The organism is Candidatus Baltobacteraceae bacterium, from assembly GCA_035502855.1.
Lineage (GTDB): Bacteria > Vulcanimicrobiota > Vulcanimicrobiia > Vulcanimicrobiales > Vulcanimicrobiaceae > Aquilonibacter.
The window spans coordinates 136,240-150,568 of sequence record DATJTX010000031.1 but is presented as its reverse complement, the minus strand read 5'-3'; the positions used below and the strand labels follow the sequence as shown (position 1 = coordinate 150,568).

The following is a 14,329-nucleotide window of genomic DNA, read 5'->3' as shown; positions in this document are numbered from 1 at the left end:
GCCACGAGCAGCTCCCGTGTAGAAGAGTCGCTCGTGCCGTCTCGACCACTTCGCCTTGCCGCGCTTCAACTACGCGCGCACGATCGTGCCGATTACGAGCGTCTGCACCAATCGATGATCGGACGCATCGAGCGGGCTGCAGCGAATCACGATCTGCTGGTGCTGCCCGAGGGAACCTTTCCGGCCTATGTGCTCGGCGATGCCAACGTCGAGGAACGCTCGGTCCAAGACGCGACCGAGCAGCTCGCGCGCATCGCCCGTGCCGCGGGCTGCGTAATCGTCGCGGGAGCCGCAGTACATCGGGGCGGCGCGCTGCACAACAGCGCCGTCGTGATCGATCGCGACGGGACCCTCGCCGGCAGCGCCGAGAAGATTTTTCTTTGGCACTTCGACCGGCAATGGTTCGCACCGGGATCCTCGATCGCCCCGGTAACGACGTCGATCGGACGGCTCGGCGTGCTGATCTGCGCCGACGGCCGGATGCCGGGCATCGCGCGCGAACTCGTCGACCGCGGCGCCGAGCTGCTCGTCATGCCGACGGCCTGGGTTACGTCCGGACGCGATCCCCGCCACCTCGAGAATCTTCAAGCCGATTTGCTGGCACGGGTACGCGCGTTCGAAAACGGCGTGCCGTTCGTTGCCGCAAACAAATGCGGTTTCGAACTCGGGATGGTGGCGTATTGCGGCAAATCGCAGATCGTGGACGCCGGCGGAGAGGTCGCGGTCATGGGTTCGCAGACGCAGGAAGAGGTGTTGAGCGCTACGATCGCGATCGGGGCGCCGCATCCGTATCGCGCAGCCGTTGCCGCACCGCCGCAGCGCGAGACCGCACCCGGGCGCGCGCTGCGGATCGCGATCGCCGCCGACTCCTTACCGCCCGATCTCGCCGCACGCCTGCGCGTGCTCGAAGCCGATCTCGGGCTGGCTGCAAGCGGTCCCGATCAGTTCGACGCACTCGATCGGCTACTGGCAGCAGTGCGGCTCGACGCGCGAGCGGCATTCGATCCCGGGCTGCTGGTTGCGTATCGTCGCGCCGGCTATCGCATCGCCGTTCTCGATGCCTCTTCCGCGCATCCGTGGCTCGAACGGATCGCGCGCGCCCGGGCGGCAGAATTGCGTCTGTACGTCGTGGTGTTCGATCGTGAGGCGCACCGGGCGTATGCGATCGATCCCGACGGAAGCATCATCGCCGGCACGTTCGAGGGATATGCCCTGGCGAGTTTCGGGCTCGATCCCGCGCGCACCGCGCAGACGCTCGTTGCCCCCGGAACCGACGTCGCCGCCGGCATCGAACTCGTGGCCGCGATCTCGCGTCCGCAGGCAAGCGTTTCGTGAGCGCGCACGCCGCCGCTCCGTCGCACGATCGTTTCGTTCCGTTCTTCACCGCGATCGTCGCCGTTCTTGCGGCACTGGGTACGCTCTTCGCCCATCATCGCTCGATTCAGGCGCTTTCGTTGCGCAACGACGCCGTGCTCGCGACCGTGAAAGCCTCCGATCAATACGGCTATTATCAAACCAAACAATTGAAGGTCACGCTCTACCAGGCGCTCAATCGGCCTAGCGGTGTGGCGGAAGAACAGCGGACCTCTCTCGCGATCTACGCGCAGGCAAAGGCGCTCGAGACGCAGGCGGAAGACGAACAAAAGCATTCCGAATCCTATCTGACGTCGTTCGAAACGCTTGAAATCGCAACCACCCTTTTCGAGATATCGATCGCCTTTGCGTCGATCGCCGCACTGACCGATTCGCGAATGATCCTTTACGCCGGTGCGGCGCTCACGGCGATCGGCCTCGTGCTCGGCGTCGTCGGATATCTGCAAGCGCATTGAAAACCTGGGGCGCCCTCCTTCTCGCTGCGCTCGTAAGCGCCGCCGCTCCCCGCCCGGCGGTCACGACGCGCGCCACCGGCTCGATCGCCGTCGCTGCGCTTGCGTACTTGCCGGGAAGTACGATTCCGATTCGGGTGAACGGGTTCGACGGACCCTACGGACTCTTCGTCAACGGGAGCGGCGCGATCAACGGCGACCGCTATCGTGTCGGGGCCGGCGGCGACGCGAGCACGCTCATCGCGGCGAGCGTGCACGGGCTGGCCGTACAAACGCTCGAGGTCGCGCCCACCCCCGATCCCAGCCGGCCGTTCATCGCGGTCGCGAGCTACGACGACGGCATCATCCTGCACGATGCAACGCCGCCGTATCGCGCGCGTTCGGCGCTCGGCATCGACGGCGCGCCGGGCGACGTCGCCATCGACGAGCACGGGAGGCTCGGCACGGCTGCGACCGAGGGAACGAGCGCGACGATTGCCGATCTCGATCCATGGGCGGTGCGGCGCTATGACGGCGTTCCGTTCGGCGATGAAGTCGCATTCGACGCGCGCAGCGGAGCGCTCTTCGTCACGAACCGTGACGTCGGCGGCGCCGGGGCGCTCACGCGAATCTCCGCCGACGGAATCGTTTCGCAGCGGGTACTCGGGCTTACCGCCGAGGGACTTGCGATCGATCCCGCGCGCCAGCGCGTCTACGTCGCCAACGTGAATGACGGCACCATTTCGATCGTCGATGCGCGCACGATGGTCGAGTTGCGGCGCTTCCATGCCGTCGATCGCGTCTTCTCGCTCGCACTCTCGCGCGACGGATCACGGCTCTTCGCCGTCTCGAACGAGAGCCTGAGTTCTCCGTTCGCTGCAGCCGGCAGCGTCGTCGCGTACGATGTCGCGGGCAATGCCGCGCGCGAAGTCGCACACAGCACGCGGCTCGGTTTTCCGATCGGTATCGCATACGATGGGGCGCACGATCGCCTTTACGTGACCGACGAGGGAGCCGATTCGATCTACGTGCTCGATGCGCGCACGCTGCGTGCCGTCCACGCGCCGCTCAAGACGTGCGAAACTCCGTGGAAACCGTCGCTCGAGCGCGGGCTGCTGTTCGTCCCGTGCGCGCGCAGCGATCGCGTCGACGTCTTTAACACGGCCACGCTGCGGCGCACCGCCGGGGCTCCCTTTGCGACCGGGGGCTATCCGCTCGCCGTGGCGGTCTGGTACGGAGCAGCGCATAACGGATAATGCTGGTAGCCCTTCTCCTCGCGCTTTTACCCGCGCATCTCGATCTGGGCCCTCCCTTTCCGCCCGTCGCATTCGACGCACCGACGATCGAGACGATCGCGCCGGGAGTCGAATACGGCGAATACGATTTGGTCACCGGCGAAGGACCGATCGTCGTGCACGTGATCGCGGTTGCTCCGCATGCTCCCGGCATCGAACTCAATACGGTGCTCGCCGATGACGCGCTCACCTCGCCGGGGGAGACGGTCTCGTCGATGGCGCAGCGCACCGGCGCGATCGCCGGAATCAACGGCGACTACTTCGACATCGGGAATACGAACGCGCCGACCAACGTCGTCGTGCACGACGACGAGCTGCTGCGAACGCCCGACCGGCGCTACGCCCTGCTCGTTACGCAAGACGGAACCCCACAAATTTCGCAAGTCGAGTTTGCGGGAACGCTGCAATTGGCCGACCGCACCGTAACGCTCGACGCCGTCAACGAGTTTCCGCCCCCGGGCGGAGGCGTCTCGCTGCTCACGCCCGCGTTCGGACCGGTGCCGCCGAACGACGATCTGACGCTGGTCGCGCTCGATCCGACCGACGGCACCCCGCCGTTCGCAACCTACCGCGTCACCACCGTTCCCGACAACACGGTACGTCAACCGCCGGGCTACTATGTCGCGATCGGAATGAACGCGTACGCGGCCGCGGGCGTCCCCAACGTCGGCGATACGATCGCGGCCCATGGCGATCTCTCTCCGGTCGCACTCGGCGATCTGGTCGCTGCGGTGGGAGGCGGTCCGCTGATCCTCGATAACGGCGCATGGGTCGACGATCCCAACGGGCCCAGCGGCGGTGAATTCGATCGACCGATTCCGTGCAGCGGCGCCGCGATCGGCGCCGACGGAACGCTCTACTTGCTGGAAGTCGACGGGCGTCAGCCCGAACTCTCGGTCGGTATTACGCGCCCGGAATTCGCGGCATTGATGCTCGCCTTCGGCGCGGTGCGCGGCATGGCGTTCGACGGCGGCGGCTCCTCGGAACTGGTGGCGCGTATCCCCGCCGATTCCGATGCGCAGCTCGTAAACACGCCCTCCGACGGACACGAACGTAAGGTCGCCGACGGCCTCTTCGTGTACGATACGGCGCCGGTCGGGCCGGCGACGCAACTGCTCGTGCAGCCGGTCGCGGTGCGAGCGCTGCGCGGTGCGAGCATCAACGTCCGTTTCGCTGCGGCCGACTCCGCCGACCATGTCGTCGCCGACGCGCTTCCGATCGACGTCCGCGTCGAGCCCTCTGGGCTCGGCACCTATCGCCAGGGAACGTTCACCGCCGCGGCGTCGGGCGAGGGATCGCTGGTTGCGCGTGAAGGCGCGATGATGCTGCGCGTACCAATCCGGGTCTACGACGATCCCGCGCGCGTGGCGATCTTACCCGAGGACCCCAGCGTCGCGCAGAACGGACGGCTCACGCTGCAAGCGCGCGCCTATGACGCGCAAGGGTATGCGATCGCGCTCCCTGCCACACTCCCCTGGCGTGCCCAGAACGCGTCGATCGACGGCGGCGGCACTTTGACGGCCGGCGTGAGTGACGCGCTGGTCTCTCTATTACTCGGCGATCACCTGGCAAATGCGCACGTGACGGTCGGCTTTCACGACGTTGCATTGCCGACGACGCCTTCGTTCATGACGCAGCCGAAGGGCGGAGAGGGCTCGGTGCAGCCCGTTCCCGGCTGCGAGGATTGCGCGCAACTGCAATACGCGCTCGGGCCGGGCGAGCGCGCCGCGTATCTGGTCACCGGCGTAACGCTTCCGGCGCGCAGCGTCGGAATCGCCTTCGACGTCGATGACGACGGTCAGGGTGCGCTGCTCAAGCTCGCGCTGCGCAATGCGATAAACGAAGAAGTGCTCTTGCCGGTCGCGCCGATGGACCATCCGGGTTGGCGCGAGGTCGCCGTTCGTCTGCCGCAAGGGCTCGCGCAACCGGCTCGCTTGGTGGCAATCTACGTCATCGGCGCGAACGCGTCGGCCACCATCCAAGGCACGATTACGGTCAAGAATCTTCACGCCGTCGTGGCAGGCTCCGGGCCGAATCGACCCTAACCACCGCAGCAATGGGTTTTGAAGACCTTGCGCGCCGAGCCTTTGACACGGCGAGCATTCGCGGCGCCCGCTACGCGGACATCCGGTTCGAAAACGTGCGCAGCGAGCGGATCGAGGTGCGTAACGGCGTGGTTGCAGGTCTAGCCGACAGCCGCAGCTGCGGCTACGGCATTCGCGCGTTGGTTGACGGCGCGTGGGGCTTCGCGGCCAGCAACGATCTCACCGCTGCGGGCATCGACCGGACCGCGGCGCGCGCCGTCGCGATCGCAAAAGCAAGCGCGGCGATCGCGCGCGAGCCCTTCGGCGCGGTTCCACCGCGCGCGTACGCGGATCGGTATGAAACCCCGGTGCTCCGCGATCCGCTCGACGTTCCGCTCGGTGAGCGCGTCGCGCTGCTTCTGGAGGCCGAAAAGCTCGCGCACGCAACGCCGCAAATTGCGGTTGCGCGCGCTTGGCTCGATCTGTGGCGCACGGAGAAATCGTTCTTCAGTACGATCGGGTCGGCGATCGAGCAGATCATCGTTCAAACCGGCAGCGGCGTGCAGGCGATGGCAGTCGGCGAGGGCGACGTGCAGACCCGCACCTATCCGGGCGACGTGGGGCTCTACAAGAGCGGCGGCTGGGAGATCGTCGAAGAAGCCGCGCTCGTCGCGAACGCGCAGCGAATCGGCGAGGAAGCGACGGCGCTCTTGACCGCGCCGCAGTGTCCGAGCGGAACGTTCGACGTGATCCTGGGTGGTTCGCAGGTCTCATTACAGATACACGAATCGTGCGGACACCCGGCCGAATTGGACCGCGTGATGGGCTGGGAGGCGAATTTTTCGGGAACGAGTTTTCTCGAAGTCGCGCAGCTCGATGAGTTGCGCTACGGCTCGCCGCTCGTCACGATCGTCGTCGACAACACGATGCCTTTCGGCATGTCGACCTGCGGTTACGACGACGAGGGCACGAAGTCGGGAACGTCGGACATCGTCCGCGACGGGATTCTGCGCGGCTACGAGATGAGCAACGATACGGCACGGGCCATCGGGCGCACGAGCAACGGCTGCGTCCGCGCGCAGAGCTGGGAGTTCGTTCCCATGATCCGCATGTGCAATTTGAATCTATTGCCGGGCGATCTTCCGTTCGATGCGCTCTTCGATGACGTTCGCGACGGTGTCTACATGGAGAGCAACCGCTCGTGGTCGATCGACGACCGGCGTTTGAACTTCCAATTCGGCTGCCAAATCGGTTGGGAGATCAAAAACGGAAAGCGCGGACGCATGGTCAAGAATCCGACCTACGCGGGCATGACGCCGCAGTTCTGGAACGCATGCGACGCGATCGCCGATACCGCGTCGTGGAATGCTTGGGGCACGCCGAACTGCGGTAAGGGCGAGCCGATGCAAACCGGTCGAACCACGCAGGCCGCCGCGCCCGCACGTTTTCGCAACGTGAACGTCGGAGTCGGATACCAGTGACCGCTCGAGAACGCGAAGCTCTGGCGCGTCGCGCGGTCGAACGTTCGCGGGCCGATCAGACCGAGGTGCTCGTGAGCAGCGCCGACACCGCGCTGACGCGGTTCACGCGCGGCATCTCGAACCAAAACGTGGCCGCCGACGACGTGACGGTCTCGGTGCGTGCAATCGTCGACGGACGCACCGGCGTCGCGAGTTCGGACGATTCGGCCGCGGCCTCGATCGATGCCTTGGTTGCGCGCGCGTGCGAGATGGCCTCATTCGCGCCGCGCGACGAGATGCGCGGCCCGCTGCCCGCGGGCGGCCCGAGCGAGGCTCCGCCGAATTGTTACATCGAGGCGACGGCAGACGCCGAGCCGGACGCGCGCGCGGCCGTGTGCGATGCGATCATGCGCCGCGCCGAGGGCGCCGGCTACTGGTGCGCCGGCTATGCCTCGACCGCGAGCAGCGGCGTGACGATCGCGAACTCGTCGGGGGCGCTGGCATCCTTCGACGGAACCGACGCGCAGGTCAACGCCAAAGCCACCGCGCCCGATTCCACCGGCTTCGCCGAGCACTATGTGACCGACGTGCGTGAACTCGACGGCAACGCGCTCGGCGAACGCGCGGTCGAACTCGCCCGCAGCAGCGCTGCACCCCGCGAAGTCGAACCCGGGAACTGGACGGTGATTCTGCAGCCGCCGGCGCTGGGCGAGCTCTTCACCTACCTGGCCGCGCACTTCTCGGCGCAGAGTTTCAGCGACGGATCCTCGTTCTGCTCGGACGGACTCGATCGTTCCTATTTCGATCAAACCGTTTCCGTCTACGACGACTACGCGAATCCGCTCGCGCCCTCGATGCCCTTCGATTACGAAGGCCAACCGAAGTCGCGTGTGACACTGGTCGAAGCGGGCGTCGTGCGTAACGTCGTGACCGATAGCTATTACGCGCAAAAACTGAATCGCGCGAACACCGGGCACGCGCTGCCGGCGCCCAACTCATGGGGACCGCAACCGCTGAACATCGTGATCGCACCCGGCGAGCGCAGCACCGCCGAGCTGATCGCAAACACGAAACGGGGCCTGCTGATCTCGCGTTTTTGGTACATCCGCACGGTCGATCAAAAGCGCGCCATCGTCACCGGCATGACCCGCGACGGCACCTTTCTGATCGAAGGCGGCAAGATCACCGGCGGCGTGCGCAACCTGCGCTTCAATCAGAGCATCGTGAACGCGCTCGGTAGCGTCGAGTTCTCGAACGAACCGCGGCGCACCGGACAGTACAGCTACGCACTCGTCGTCCCTGCCGCAAAAATCGACAGCTTCACCTTCACCAGCACAACCGAATTTTAGCCATTGTTGGACACGGTGAGCCCTGTGATCTCACGAGCATCGCCCGCTCTAGGAAAAGTGGACGCGCAACGAGCTAACCTTTGCCCGTAGGCCTACGCGCCTAGCGGTCGATTCGCATTCGCGTATCCAGCTAGCCGGCACCATTCCAGGGCCTTTCCCTCCGCGGTTTTGCTTTTAAATAAGAAACCCCAACAAAATACGGGGTTTTGGGACCATTTCACGACCGCTCGGGGTTTGCAATTAAATGAAAATCAGGCCCAAATGGGCAGGTAGCGGGCGTACCGACGCGAATCGCCGGCACTCTCATCCGGTTTGATTAGCTTGGCGTCAATCGCATCTTTTATGATTTGCGAAACGATCGCCTGCTTACCGTCGGGCAAGCCAAATCGCTCACGCAACGACTGATTCGTCATTCTTTCCGACATGACCCATTTGAGAGCGCAGTGCTGATAACAAGCACGAGTCCGATCATCCCGATCCATATCATCAAATGACCTTGGTCCATAGATCGTAACGAGCGTCCGTTGATGAATGGCGCCAAAGTACGGAGCTGGAAGCTGATGCATTTCCACCGCCATAACGACTCGGTCGACCCCGCTGCTGCGTTCTTCACAGATTGACATGCGGCGCATAAGATCCGCTAATCGCTCGTTCCTCGACTGGTACCCATCAATGAAACGTTCAACGGGAAGCACGGGCATACCAGGGTTCGATATCTCAATGCGATTTGAATAGATTTCAACCATTGGAGACATGCCTGTAAGCGTAAGGTCCTGATGAATAAGCGCATTGGCGATTAGTTCGCGAACCGCGTCGTCCGGTAACAGTCTAATCTTCCTCCGTAGCGACTGCTCAAGGATCTCGTTTTGCGGCAACTGTGACACGACAAAATCAACGATCCCCTGAAACCCAACTGCATAACCACGCTCGCCGGTCTGATCCAGCCTAACATCGGTCTTAGATATCCCGTTGTAGACGATCACCCGAGGAGCACGCCTGGCGATCTCAGGAAATTCGCTTAATCGTTTGGCGAGGAGTAGCGCTCCGAGCCGACGGATCGCATAGCCGGACGCACTCTCATCGATCAAATGCTCAGCAACAAGTCGTTCGAGAACTGCGTCTTGAGTGGTCGGGTATGGCTGCTTGAGCAGTTCAAAGAACGTTTGCGTGTCAAGCAGCGTAATTACCTGTTCGGCTGTAAGCTCTTGGCGCGTGAATTGTTCGGCCCAATGTGGTTGACCTTCGGAGAAAATCGCGCGCAAGCGATCCTCAGACATCGCGGTAAGACTGGAACCCGATCGCATTAGATATTTCCCATCGAGGTGGTATGCGCTGCCCTGCATTCGCGAGGGAATATGGAACACGAGGACACGACCGTCAGGATGACCCACCTCCTCGACATCAACACGAAACCCAACGTTTTGAAAAATGTCCTCCGCAATGCTTACCAAATTTACGAATGCTTTTGTTCCGACTACCGTTCGCGGTGATCCGTTCGCAATGCCGAGCAAAAGCTTGCCACCACCCTCATTAGCAATTGCGACACAGTATTCATATAGCTTTCGCCTCTCGTACTGGTTCTTCGCCTCTTTGAATTCGAGCTGCTGATGCTCGGACGGTTCTTGCCGCCACAGGTCGATCTGGGCCACGGTGGTCATGGCCGGACAATTGGCCGTCGCTTATCCGAGGTCCTCAGGCCGCTGATCCGAGCGGCACCTAGGATGTCGACAACCAAATTGGGTGCCACCCTCTTCGCCGACGAACGCAGAGCGGACTCTCGCGCTAGCGCTGAGCCGCGGCGATTGCGGCTTTCATCAAGGTCGCGCGGAGTTTGCCGTCTTCCAATTCGAGGAGACCGCGGATCGTGCGGCCGGCAGGCGTGGTGACTTCGTGTTTGAGTGCGCCGGGATGCGCGTCGCCCTCCAAGACGAGCCGCCCGGAACCAAGCACGGTTTGAGCGACCAGCACGCGGGCGTGTTCGTAGGGAATGCCGAGCGCGATCGCGGCGTCGATCAGCGCCTCGATTGCAACGAAGATGAAGGCGGGACCGCAGCCGCTGATCGCGGTGACCGCGTCCATCAGCGATTCGTCGAGGACCAGCGTACGGCCGCACTTCTCGAAAAGCTCGCGCGTCTGTTCGAGCGCTTCTTCGCAGCTTTCGTGGGTGCGGGCGAGAACGGTCATCGCCGAGGTAACCCGCGCCGGCGTGTTGGGCATCACCCGCACGATGCGTGTACGGCGGCCGGTCCAGCAGTGCAGGGCCGCGGTATCGACGCTTGCGACGGCGGAGACCAACACCTGATCGTTGCGCAGGACCGGCGCGATCCCGGTACAGACCTCGGCCGCGTCACGCGGCTTGACGCAGACAACGACCACGTCGCTCGCCTCCGCGACGTCCCGATTGCGCGCCGAGGAAGCACGCGTGGTCCCATCGATCGCGCGCACGTGCGGATGACGCTCGAAGCCTCGCTCGAGTGCGCTGCCCAAGGTTCCACGGCCGATGATTCCGATTCGCATGATGCCCTCGAATAAAAAAACGAGCCGCTCCGGTAAACGGAGCGGCTCGTTGCAGTTGCTTGACGACGCGCGCTACCGGACCGGCATCTCCTGATGCGGCTGCGGCGGGCACGGCAGAACGTACACGTTCAACATCGTTGGCCGATCTTACCCCGGCTTGCGGCGGCGCGTCAAGAGCAAGCCGATGAGAATTGCAAGGAGCCCGGCAGCGACTACGGCCAGATCCGGGATCGATATCATCTCGATCGCCGGATAGTCGAGCACGGTGGGATGCAGACGCAATCCGGCCACCTCCACCTCTCCGCCGCCGGCGGCAACGCTGATGCCATGCGGAATCGACGCGCCGGAGTCGTCCTCGACGTCGAAGAGCACCGCCGGCCCATGCAGCGAAGCCAGCGCAGGCAGCGATTCCGCCTCTCGGGCGGTGAAGAGCACGGTCTTTACGATACGATGCGCCGCCGGCACCGCAAACGAGTCATACGGCAGGGTGAGCCCCGCGATCGTTTGCTGATCTTGCATCAGTAGCACCGGCGAAAGAAACGCGATCCCGGTTGGCTGCGTGATCGTCAGATGCGCACCGCGCCGATCCAAGGCCTCGATGGCGACAACGGTACGGGTTACCGCGCGCAGCAGCACGGTCGACGTGTACCGCTGCGTGTCGATCGGCTGCGCGCTGTTTCCACGCACGAGCCCAACCGGCGCGTCACCGTGTTGTAAGAGGGGAAAAGCGAGGCTTGCGCCCAACTCATCGACGCGTACGCTCGTTCCGGGCGCACCCAGCACCGTCCGCGTGTCGGGGCCGAGCAATCCGCTCGCAATACCGGCAAACGCGATCGCACCAAGCCCGAATGCAATCAGCGGCGATCGGCCCAGGCGCACCATGCTCCATATCGCAATCGCCGCCAGCACGACGCTGTACCAGCCGGCGTGATAGACGGCGCGGCCGGGCAGCAGCACTTGACAAACCACTGCGATGACGACGAGCGTAGCACCGAGAGCGGGCCCGTTCACGTGGCGCGAAGCACGCCCGCGATGGCCGAACGCATCTGCTGGATGGTGAGCGGTCCGTCGAAGCCGCGGGCAACGACGCCGAGGCGATCGATTACGACGGTGGTGGGCAAGCCGAGCGCCGCGTAGACGCGGCCGTAGCGCTGCGCGTCATCGATCCAAATCGGGAAATGAATGTCGAGCGATTGCGCGAACGCGGCTGCGCGCTGCGGGGATTCGCCCTGATTGACGCCCACGATCACGACGCCGTCCTTGGCGTATTCTTGCGCCACGGTCTGCAGATCGGGCAACTCGGCACGGCACGGAGGACACCACGAGGCCCAGAGATTCATCACGACGACCTTGCCGCGATACTGCGCGAGCGAGACCGCGTTCCCATGATCGTCACGCAAATCGAGAACCGGCGCCGTTTGACCGACCATCGCCGACGGACCAACCGCCGCCGCGTTTTGCGTGCGGAAGAGCGGCACCAAGATCACCACCGCGATCGCGATCGCGGCCAGAATCAAGATCGTGCGGGCGGGAAGTCTCACCAGTCGCCCATCCGGTCGGGATCGACCTCCCCCTCGAACGCGATCGTTCCGCGCGGAAGGACCGCCGCAAAGAGCGGTATGTTCCGAAATCGAACCTCGCGCCGGCGCGGCGCATCGACGCCCGATTCGAAGAGCCGGCAATACCGCTCGAGCACGTCCGGACTGCAATGCGCAAGCTCGGGCATCACATTATACGTCTGCACGAATCGGTCGAAAGCCCGCTCGAACGCATCGGGTGCAAAGTTCGAGCCAAGGCGCACCTCGCGCCGCACGCGTTCCAGGGTCCTCTCCTCCTCTATGGCGAACCGCGTCCGCGTGTCCGCTATGGTTCTCGATGGCCGTGCTCTTGCCGCAGAGCTGCGTATCGAGCTGCTTGCTCGTACGAGTGCGCTACGCGAAGCGGGGATTCATCCCAAGCTGGTCGTCGTTTTCGTAGGAGAGAACGAGTCGAGCGTCGCCTACGTTCGCAACCTGGTCAAAACCGGCGAGCGCGTGGGCATCGAGATCCTGGTCGACCGCCTGCCCGAACGTGTGACTTCTCTCGACCTGCGCGCGCGTCTGGAGCAGCTGCACGAGGATCCGTCGGTGCACGGCGTCCTGCTCCAGCAGCCGCTGCCGCCGCACTTGGCGGTCCGCGAGATCGCCGATGCGATCCCGGTACACAAGGACGTCGACGGCGCGCATCCGACGAACCAGGGACACCTGGCGTTCGGGAGCGGCGCCGAGTTTGCGCCGGCAACGCCCGCCGCCGTAATGCTCCTGCTCGAGCGCAGCCCGCATTGGCCGCTGCGCGGGCGCCGCGCGGCGATGATCGGACGCTCGATCGTCGTTGGTGCACCGGTCGCGATGCTGATGCTCGCGCAAGACGCCACCGTCACCGTCTTGCATAAGGAGAGCACGAGCCTTCAGCCGTACGTGCGAATGGCGGAAGTCGTCGTCGTCGCCACCGGCGTGCCCGGACTGATCGGCGGCGCCGACATCGCGCCCGGCGCGACCGTGATCGACGTCGGCACGACCGTCGTCGACGGCGTGCTCAAGGGCGACGTCGATTATGAATCGGCGCGCGAAGTCGCCGGCGCGATTACGCCGGTCCCCGGGGGTGTGGGCCCCGTCACCAACGTCGCGCTTCTGCGCAACGTGGTCAAATCCGCCGAACGTTTGAGCGGGCTTGCATTGTTGAATTGAATCGCTTTTGGATGGGATGTTCTTGGTCCGACAACCGGGCTCTCTAAGACGCTCGCGTCTCGCACAGTTAATGTCAGGGTGCTCGCCGCTCGCGTAACCCGTTCGCCCGGTCGTCGGACCCTTCCATCCCATCCAATTCAATTCAATTCAACGCACGAACGCCGCGAACGCGGCGAATCGACACACGCTGCTCGCGCGACGTTGGTGACGGTGCTTGGGCGTTGTCTTGCATGTTATGCGAGCGAGGAGCGGGCTGCGTCGTGCGGAGGAGGCTCTGTACGAGCGCCGGAGCCAGGATGGCGAGAGGCGCGAGAAAGGCAGCAGCGATTTTTCCACGGATGGAAAAATCGTGAGCGGCTCCGATGCACGATGCAGCCCGCTCCGAGCGTCGCCTCAATTCTGCGAAAAGAATCTCCCGAAGTATTTCTCTTGCGTCCCGCGATAGCTATCCTCTTCGCCGCGTTCGCGGCGTTCGTGTAACTCCGTCTCGCGGCGTTCGAGTAGTTTTCGCAATTGCGGGAGCAGGCGTTCGAGGAAGTCGTGCTCGGCGCGCAGACGCGATTTGGTGTCGGCCACCTCGAGCAGACGCTGTTTGACGCGTTCGGCGACTTGGAGCATGTCGCCGATCAGAAACGAGGTGCTTTGTGGATCCTCGGGAAGATCGACGCTGCCCTCGCTGCCCGAGAATTCGACCAGCAGATCGATGTATTGTTCGAAGAGCGCGCACACCGCGGGCATGAGTTCTTCGACTTCGCGATCGGAAGGCACTTCCGGTTCTTCGATCACGTCGACGTCGGCAACGAGGTAGGGTTCGCGGCTGACGACTTCGCGAATGCGAAAGCGATTGCGGCCGACCGTCGAGATGAAGTACCGGCCGAACGGCAACGGTTGAACGTCGACGATCTCCGCAATCGATCCGACGTCGTGCGGAAGGACGTTGGGATCACCCGCCTCCGCCCCTTCCGCAATCAAGGCAACGCCGAAACCTTCGCCCGCTTCCAAACATTCGTTGATCATCTGTTTGTAGCGCGGCTCGAAGATGTGCAAATTCAGCACGGCCCCCGGAAAGAGCACCGAGTTCAGCGGAAAGAGGCGTAAACGCCGGGCCATAGAGGCCGATATCTTTCGAGCAGGTCGGTGAGGGTTCCCCGCT

Annotated in this window: 13 protein-coding genes; 7 read left to right on the top strand and 6 right to left on the bottom strand. The window is 63.9% G+C overall.

Annotated features, from left to right (window positions below; translation table 11 throughout):
- The first annotated feature begins 33 nt into the window (after positions 1-33).
- From VMF11_13250 to VMF11_13225, 6 genes are read left to right on the top strand one after another with little or no spacing between them, the layout of a single operon-like run.
- A complete protein-coding gene (locus VMF11_13250; GenBank protein ID HTU71271.1) occupies positions 34-1,335 on the top strand; it encodes a carbon-nitrogen hydrolase family protein in 1,302 nt (433 codons plus the stop codon).
- Positions 1,332-1,829 carry a DUF4337 family protein gene (locus VMF11_13245; protein HTU71270.1) on the top strand — a complete coding sequence of 166 codons (498 nt, stop codon included), beginning with the start codon at positions 1,332-1,334 and terminating at the stop codon, positions 1,827-1,829. Before VMF11_13250 ends, VMF11_13245 begins: the two co-directional genes overlap by 4 nt.
- Complete coding sequence (locus VMF11_13240) at positions 1,826-3,061, top strand: hypothetical protein (protein ID HTU71269.1); 1,236 nt, start codon at positions 1,826-1,828, stop codon at positions 3,059-3,061. Before VMF11_13245 ends, VMF11_13240 begins: the two co-directional genes overlap by 4 nt.
- Positions 3,061-5,145 (top strand): phosphodiester glycosidase family protein, encoded by a 2,085-nt coding sequence (locus VMF11_13235; GenBank protein HTU71268.1) that lies wholly within the window; start codon positions 3,061-3,063, stop codon positions 5,143-5,145. The genes VMF11_13240 and VMF11_13235 overlap by 1 nt, the downstream gene beginning before the upstream one ends.
- Positions 5,146-5,156: 11 nt before the next feature.
- Positions 5,157-6,605 (top strand): TldD/PmbA family protein, encoded by a 1,449-nt coding sequence (locus tag VMF11_13230; GenBank protein ID HTU71267.1) that lies wholly within the window; start codon positions 5,157-5,159, stop codon positions 6,603-6,605.
- Entirely contained in the window at positions 6,602-7,933 is a 1,332-nt protein-coding gene (locus VMF11_13225; protein ID HTU71266.1) for a TldD/PmbA family protein, read from the top strand. Before VMF11_13230 ends, VMF11_13225 begins: the two co-directional genes overlap by 4 nt.
- Before the next feature lie 251 nt (positions 7,934-8,184).
- Here VMF11_13225 and VMF11_13220 read toward each other — a convergent pair whose 3' ends face one another.
- The 5 genes from VMF11_13220 to VMF11_13200 all read right to left on the bottom strand — a co-directional run bounded on the left by VMF11_13220 (position 8,185) and on the right by VMF11_13200 (position 12,263).
- Positions 8,185-9,591, bottom strand: coding sequence for an ATP-binding protein (locus tag VMF11_13220; protein HTU71265.1), 1,407 nt, complete (start codon positions 9,589-9,591; stop codon positions 8,185-8,187).
- A gap of 124 nt (positions 9,592-9,715) precedes the next feature.
- Complete coding sequence (gene proC, locus VMF11_13215) at positions 9,716-10,450, bottom strand: pyrroline-5-carboxylate reductase (GenBank protein HTU71264.1); 735 nt, start codon at positions 10,448-10,450, stop codon at positions 9,716-9,718.
- A gap of 147 nt (positions 10,451-10,597) precedes the next feature.
- On the bottom strand, positions 10,598-11,461 hold the full coding sequence (locus VMF11_13210; protein ID HTU71263.1) for a hypothetical protein: 864 nt from the start codon (positions 11,459-11,461) through the stop codon (positions 10,598-10,600).
- Entirely contained in the window at positions 11,458-11,991 is a 534-nt protein-coding gene (locus tag VMF11_13205; GenBank protein HTU71262.1) for a TlpA disulfide reductase family protein, read from the bottom strand. Before VMF11_13205 ends, VMF11_13210 begins: the two co-directional genes overlap by 4 nt.
- The gene (locus VMF11_13200) at positions 11,988-12,263 is read right to left on the bottom strand and encodes a hypothetical protein (GenBank protein HTU71261.1); all 276 of its coding nucleotides are present in this window, start codon (positions 12,261-12,263) and stop codon (positions 11,988-11,990) included. Before VMF11_13200 ends, VMF11_13205 begins: the two co-directional genes overlap by 4 nt.
- Positions 12,264-12,315: 52 nt before the next feature.
- On the opposite strand from VMF11_13200, the gene VMF11_13195 reads away from it, so the two are divergent.
- Positions 12,316-13,176, top strand: coding sequence for a bifunctional 5,10-methylenetetrahydrofolate dehydrogenase/5,10-methenyltetrahydrofolate cyclohydrolase (locus tag VMF11_13195; GenBank protein ID HTU71260.1), 861 nt, complete (start codon positions 12,316-12,318; stop codon positions 13,174-13,176).
- 393 nt (positions 13,177-13,569) lie between these two features.
- On the opposite strand, the gene VMF11_13190 is transcribed toward VMF11_13195, so the two are convergent.
- Positions 13,570-14,286 carry an LON peptidase substrate-binding domain-containing protein gene (locus VMF11_13190; protein ID HTU71259.1) on the bottom strand — a complete coding sequence of 239 codons (717 nt, stop codon included), beginning with the start codon at positions 14,284-14,286 and terminating at the stop codon, positions 13,570-13,572.
- Between the last annotated feature and the right edge of the window lie 43 nt (positions 14,287-14,329).

What these genes read in the sequence shown, in the direction of transcription:
- VMF11_13235 (HTU71268.1), top strand. Translation starts at nt 3,061, where the DNA reads ATGCTGGTAGCCCTTCTCCTCGCGCTTTTACCCGCGCATCTCGATCTG.
- VMF11_13230 (HTU71267.1), top strand. Translation starts at nt 5,157, where the DNA reads ATGGGTTTTGAAGACCTTGCGCGCCGAGCCTTTGACACGGCGAGCATT.
- VMF11_13220 (HTU71265.1), bottom strand. Translation starts at nt 9,591, where the DNA reads ATGACCACCGTGGCCCAGATCGACCTGTGGCGGCAAGAACCGTCCGAG.
- proC (HTU71264.1), bottom strand. Translation starts at nt 10,450, where the DNA reads ATGCGAATCGGAATCATCGGCCGTGGAACCTTGGGCAGCGCACTCGAG.
- VMF11_13195 (HTU71260.1), top strand. Translation starts at nt 12,316, where the DNA reads ATGGTTCTCGATGGCCGTGCTCTTGCCGCAGAGCTGCGTATCGAGCTG.
- VMF11_13190 (HTU71259.1), bottom strand. Translation starts at nt 14,286, where the DNA reads ATGGCCCGGCGTTTACGCCTCTTTCCGCTGAACTCGGTGCTCTTTCCG.